Consider the following 6,615-nt stretch of genomic DNA (forward strand, 5'->3'; position numbering starts at 1 on the left):
AATCATTCAGCGGCCCGAATGAACAAACTCAGGGATTCAACGACCGGAATAACGAATAAGTGAGTTATCGGGAAGGTCACCTAACAACACACCTATTATTATTACAGATCTTTCATACTAATTCCAGCCCGTGGTTTGTTCTCATATTTCATTATTCTTTCGAATTTCATCACTCGCAACAGGCAGCAAGTCCATTTGCTCCAAAAACTCCCTTTCAAGCAGCAGCACCGCTGTGTAAGTTTTCACTCTTGTATTCACATCCTTAATAATGTCAGTCTTGCATAAGGAAATATCAAACTACTTACTATATTACTATATTTGCAACAATAACAAAATGTATTACTTGAGACAGGGCATCGACACCTATATAAACACAAGAACTAACAAACAAAAATGTAACCTATTGGTTAATAAGAGTAGATATAATAAGGGAGAGATTTTAAGATCATTTTATTATTACTTACTTCTGTACTGTGATCATGCATGACAAGAGGTGTCAGATTACTAAAAAAACAAGACTATGAGTACTATATTAGACAGTTTAAAATCATACTTTCAAGACAATTCCAGAGAGCAAATAGAAAAGGATTGGGCTGAATATGAGAAGTATGACAAAATAGGACTTAAAGTAGATGAATCTATAGAACAATCCAAACTACTCTATGGATATGCCAAATAGACTCCTATTGGGAATTCCTGAGTCAAAATGAAATAAAGAAAAATCCGAAGTTCGCTTCGGATTTTTCTTTACTTTAGATTTACAATTCAAATAAATAAAGTCAATGAACAAGGCCGTATTTTCATTAGAGAATTATCGATTCGAAAAAGTAAATATTGATTTCTCTAAAAAAACATCAAAAGATGTAGCTATAGGGCACGATAACTTTATCCCATAAACAAAAAGCGACTGTCCCCCAACGCGTCCCCCAGCAAAACCATCAAAACACAAACAACTAAACAACTAAACAACAGACTGTTACACGACATGAATTTTGATCTGGCGGTATTCGAACCCGTGAAATACACCCTATGGTTCAGACCCTTAGCTGAACTTATAATCAAACAGCATAATACTGTCAGTTTAAATATTTTAGTATATTTGTACTATAAGTACATTTAGACCAATGAAAATAAACCAGCTACTTCAAAGACTGCCTTCAGGGTCCCTGTTCTTCTCATCTTGGATGAGAGAAAACGGCTTATCTTATGAGCTACAACGAAGGTATCGTGATTCTGAATGGCTGACCTCCATTGGTGCAGGTGTGATGATCCGTACCGGCGAGACCCCAACTATATACGGGGCTTTATCTTCATTGAACAAACAAACCGACAAACATTTTTATGTCGGTGGATTATCGGCTTTGGAACTGGCGGGATACACACACTATGTTCCTATGGGGCGACCGGTGGTATTTGTCGGCTATCCTAAAGATGAGTGGGTTCCATCCTGGTTCAGAAAACATGACTGGGGTGTGGACTTATTACTTGTTACCTCAGAGTATTTCGATACAGATACCGGAATAAACCCGATGATGCAGGGTGCATTTGAAATACTGGCTTCCACCCCGGAACGTGCATTTATCGAATGCCTGAACCTTGCACCGAAACAGTACAACCTCATGGACTTGTATTATGTGATGGAACAATTAACTGCGCTTCGCCCTGGCACAGTACAGGCGTTGCTGGATCAAAACACATCGGTAAAAATGAAACGTCTGTTCCTGTATATGGCAGAAAAAGCCGGTCATACATGGTTCGGCGATCTGGATTTGCAGAAAATAGATATCGGGAGCGGTAAACGGGAAATCGTGCCCAACGGTGTTTACGACAGCAAATACCAGATCGTAATACCCGAAGAACTGAAAAATTATGAATAAGCTCTACAAAGAACAGGTCAGGCTTTTGCTCCGTATATTACCCGTCATCTACCGGGAAGAAGATTTTGCGGTTCATGGAGGTACGGCCATAAACCTGTTTATCAAAAATCTTCCGAGATACTCGGTTGATGTCGATGTAACTTATATTCCGCTTGGTCCGCGGGACGAAAGCCTCACAGAAATCAATAAAAAGCTGGCCGCAATCAGTCAGCAACTGCAACGTACAGTGCCGGGTATTCATATCCGTCCGGTACCCAATAAGCTTTTATGCACGTTGGGACGGAGCACGGTAAAGATTGAAGTTAATGGGATTAAACGGGGCATTATCGGGCCGGCAATTGAAATGCCGTTATGCGATAAAGCGCAGGAAGAATTCGGGATGTACTGTAAAGCACGAATCGTACCGATGGAACAATTGTATGGCGGGAAAATTGCTGCTGCCATCAGCCGTCAGCACCCGCGCGATTTATTCGACTACAACGATATGGAATCGGATAAAATAGACCATTTGAAATATGGTTTTATGTTTGCTTTACTGGGAAGCGACAAACCGTTTATTGAGTCTTTGTATCCAAACCCTATAAATCAGCAGGAAGCCCTGGAAAATCAGTTTCGTGGTATGACAGATATTCCTTTTACTTATGAGAACTACGAAACAGCACGGAAACAGCTTATTGCTTTTGTCAACTCAATGCTGAGCGAAGAAGACAAAGCATTCCTTGTTAGTTTTGAAGAAGGCGATCCCCAATGGGAAAAATCAGCTTACTCAGATTTTAGGGATTTTCCTTCTGTACAATGGAAGTCGCTTAATGTAAACAAACTGAAAACTCAGAACCTGACAAAACATAGGCTGGAAGTGGAGCGATTGAAACGCTTTTTCGGAATAAAATAATACTGTAATGTCTTACCTTATCAATAATATAGCTCTAATTGCATGATCAATTCGTAATAAAACGATCGTTGTTCAAAAGAAGGTAACGCGTAAAAAATGGATTTTAAAGCTTTGGAAAAAATAGTTATAGTGACCAGACCATCCGAAGACTTTAAAGAAAAGGATTTGACCTCTTGACAAACGACAATTGATTTGATAAAAAGTTCAGGGGTAGCAATCGTCCTCAAATCAAAAATCCATCAGAAGTTTGCTGTTATCGACCAAAAGGTTTCCTGGTACGGCTGCATCAACCTGCTAAGTTATGGCAGTGCCGAGGAAAGTATCATGCCACTCGAAAGCTCAAATATCGCCAATGAGTTCATCAGGAGTATTAATTATTAAACTCATTTGAGTAGTTCATATCTTTTGTTTTTCTTGAATACATCTACCCTGCTCTAACATTCGCTAAAAGCTTTAAATCTGCTATTAAATGGTTCGAGTTTTGTACCGTAGAGATCACGAAAAATTTACAAAAGCCTCGTAATATAGTTATTACGGGGCTTTTTTGTGTTCGAACGAAAACTAAATGACATTTCAAGAAAAATGTAATCATCTTTAATATAGTTATTTACCGGTTCGAGTCCCATAAGGTAATTTTGAATAATCTGAATTTGAACAACTATTTATTTGCAATAAACAAATGAGAATTACTCACAAATATTACAATTATCTGATTCCTATTTTGTATTTTTGAGAAATATTCTCATAAAATAGAAACAAGATGTTACTCGAATTTTCAGTAGGCAATTTTCTTTCATTTAAAACAAAAACGACGTTAAGTCTTGCTGCTACCTCAATAAAGGAGCACATTGATACGAATATGTTTTCTACCGAACGACTTGACTTATTAAAAGGAGCTGTCGTTTATGGTGCAAATGCAAGTGGTAAAAGCAACTTTATTCGGGCAATGTCCACTATGCGACGCCTCGTAATACAGTCTTTCGATCAATCATCTGCAGATGAGTTGGATGTAACACCATTTTTACTAAGTACGGAAACAGAAAAAGATCCATCTTTTTTCGAAGCAGTTTTTATTATTGACAACATTCGCTATCGGTATGGCTTCGAAGTAAACAATAAGCAGGTACATGCAGAATGGCTGTTTGAGGCGCCCAAAAATGCTGAAAAGCCTATGTTTCTTCGGGAATACGATGGTATTGAAGTAATGAAAAATTTTCCTGAAGGAAAAGACCTGGAAGGTCGAACCCGAGACAATGCACTGTTTCTTACCGTGACAGATCAGTTTAATGGAAAAATTGCAAAAAAAATCATGCTGTGGTTTAGTAATTTCATTACCATTTCCGGGCTTACGCATGAAGGGTACAAAGGTGTTACATTCGGTATGTTGGAAAATAAACAAACCAGTCCTAAATTGCTTAATTTTTATAAAACGCTGGATATGGGATTTGATAACATATCTGTTAATAAAAAGCCCTTTGACCCAAAAGAACTTCCCAATGAAATGCCTGAAGGTTTTGTAAAGCAATTGATAACTGATTTGGAAGGGGCTTTCAAAATTGATATTAAAACCATACACAAAAAGTACGACAATGAGAATAAAGTTGTTGGTCATGTAGAATTCGATATGCGGAGCCAGGAATCTTCCGGAACCAACAAAATCTTCAATATTTCAGGGCCTGTATTTGATGTTTTGAATGACGGAGGGGTGCTGGTGGTAGATGAGTTGGACGCCAGTTTACATCCGCTATTAACGCTGGCTGTTACCCGGCTCTTTAATTCGAAGCAGTTTAACCCCAATAATGCACAGCTCATTTTTGCCACCCACGATACTAATTTATTGTATTATGGGAACTATCGCAGGGACCAAATCTATTTTATTGAAAAGGATCAGTTTGGCGCTTCCGATATGTACTCTTTGGTAGAATATAAAGAAGATGGAAAAACGATCCGAAAAGACCGTTCATTCGAGAAAGATTATATTGAAGGGCGTTACGGCGCAATTCCCTTTATTGGCAACCTCGCAGACATTGTAACGGAATGGCACGAAAAATAAAGATCCCCAACGAACGGCTAAAGCGGTTTGCGAGAGAGAGGAGCAAAAGCGAAAAAAGAACATTCGCAACAAGCGGAAGTACTACCTCATTGTGTGCGAAGGCGAAGCTACAGAGCCTAACTATTTTGAAGGACTGAAACAAGATCTACCCAAAGGTGTGCTGACCTCCTATCAGATTGATGTCGAAGGGACAGGCATGAACACAAAATCGTTATTAAATGAAGCGTAGCGACTAAAGGCTGAATACGAGAAAAATCAGGGCCGGACTGTTGACCGGTTATGGGTAGTTTTTGACCGGGATAGTTTTTCTGCGAACAACTTTAACAGTGCCATCCAACGCTGCAAAGAGAATAAACCTGAAATTGGTTGTGCCTGGAGTAACGAGGCATTTGAATTATGGTACTTGCTGCATTTCCATTACTTTGAGAATGCTATGTCCCGAAAGGATTTTAAGGGATTGATTGAAAATAACCTGAAACCATTTCTGGGAGAAGACTTTCGATATGAAAAAAACAGCGAGCGGATGTATGCATGGCTAAAACAACATGCCAGTCTGGAAGATGCCATTCGAAACGGGAAACGCCTGGCAGAACTGTACGGAGAACGACAGGATTACTCCAATCATAATCCATGTACGATGGTGTGGATATTGGTAGAGGAATTAATGGAATTGAAATATGTCAAATGAACTGGTAGAATATTCAAGGCAAGGGGATGTATTTCATTACAGATGGGCAGCCAGACGTTGCCTAAGTTTGGTCGATCCAAATACATCCTTACGTGCTATTGTGATTGAAGGATCAAAAGAAAAAATAAAGAGTGGAGAATATGTTATTGACATCACAGCATACTATGATGAGCCAGACAACAAAAAACAAATCAAATATTGTCAACTAAAGCATACAACCGTTCATAAAGATGATCCCTTTATTTTAAGTGATTTTAAAAATAGAATCAAAGGTTTCTCAAAAAAGTTTTTCACAACATTTAGAAGAGACAAAAACCACTGATCTTTCCTTCACTATTGTTACCAACAGACCTATAAAAGATTCCTTCAAACAGAATATAATTTATTGGCAAACGGGAAAGAAGTTGTTACAAGATTAAAAAAAAACCCTCGGACAATACACAGCGCTTTCGTCTGTTGGACTAAGCCAGTTTTGTAAACTCTTAATTGTTCAAGACGGCGAAGGTGATTATAATCGAATTGGGATTTTTCGTTCAAAAGCGCTTCTTAGGTTAGGAAATTCTTCCACTTTCAATCATAAAACGAATATGAATATGTCTCACCACACATGACTCGTACTTTTCATAAAGATAACCTAACAGGATTCGAATTGAACCAATTACCGGACATTTTGCCATGAAAGAATGTGGAGAGGAAATAATCGATGAAATTCGAAAATTTATGAGCAAGATTGCTTAAAATCTAAAGGGATTTCTATAGTCAAAAAAGACAGGGCTTATCATGACTCATCCTGTCTTTTTTATTGCGCAATTGCAGCTTGTATTCAAACGCTGCTTTTATATTCCGAGGGGGTCATATTGGTTTTAGATTTGAATAATTTGGTAAAAGATTGTGGATGCTCAAATCCCAGTATATAAGCTATTTCTGAAATTGAAAAGCTTGAAGTACCTGACAAATACCAACTTCAAAAGTTTACACTTTGACTTAATTTAAAACTCAGTCATTATCAGATGCTTTAAAAAACGCCCTTAATGATTAAGCAGCCCATATATCTGCCAAAAGTTTTAAATCTTCTATTAATAGCTTAGAATTTTTTAAATCTTTC

The 6,615-nt window shown here is 38.0% G+C and carries 6 protein-coding genes and 1 pseudogene; all 7 read left to right on the forward strand.

Annotated elements, in window-relative coordinates:
• The first annotated feature begins 520 nt into the window (after window positions 1–520).
• Complete coding sequence (locus tag AAC033_RS17810; protein ID WP_339740632.1) at window positions 521–679, forward strand: hypothetical protein; 159 nt, start codon at window positions 521–523, stop codon at window positions 677–679.
• Window positions 680–1,124: 445 nt separating this feature from the next.
• Window positions 1,125–1,877 (forward strand): type IV toxin-antitoxin system AbiEi family antitoxin domain-containing protein, encoded by a 753-nt coding sequence (locus tag AAC033_RS17815; RefSeq protein ID WP_339740634.1) that lies wholly within the window; start codon window positions 1,125–1,127, stop codon window positions 1,875–1,877.
• Complete coding sequence (locus AAC033_RS17820) at window positions 1,870–2,769, forward strand: nucleotidyl transferase AbiEii/AbiGii toxin family protein (protein WP_339740637.1); 900 nt, start codon at window positions 1,870–1,872, stop codon at window positions 2,767–2,769. The genes AAC033_RS17815 and AAC033_RS17820 overlap by 8 nt, the downstream gene beginning before the upstream one ends.
• Before the next feature lie 192 nt (window positions 2,770–2,961).
• Entirely contained in the window at window positions 2,962–3,150 is a 189-nt protein-coding gene (locus AAC033_RS17825; protein WP_339740640.1) for a hypothetical protein, read from the forward strand.
• Window positions 3,151–3,529: 379 nt separating this feature from the next.
• On the forward strand, window positions 3,530–4,822 hold the full coding sequence (locus AAC033_RS17830) for an ATP-binding protein (protein WP_339740642.1): 1,293 nt from the start codon (window positions 3,530–3,532) through the stop codon (window positions 4,820–4,822).
• Window positions 4,823–4,913: 91 nt separating this feature from the next.
• A pseudogene (locus AAC033_RS17835) lies at window positions 4,914–5,510 on the forward strand (RloB family protein).
• Entirely contained in the window at window positions 5,500–5,832 is a 333-nt protein-coding gene (locus AAC033_RS17840; protein WP_339740644.1) for a hypothetical protein, read from the forward strand. The pseudogene AAC033_RS17835 and the gene AAC033_RS17840 overlap by 11 nt, the downstream one beginning before the upstream one ends.
• The last annotated feature ends 783 nt before the right edge of the window (window positions 5,833–6,615 follow it).

It is taken from the genome of uncultured Sunxiuqinia sp. (assembly GCF_963974515.1).
Lineage (GTDB): Bacteria > Bacteroidota > Bacteroidia > Bacteroidales > Prolixibacteraceae > Sunxiuqinia.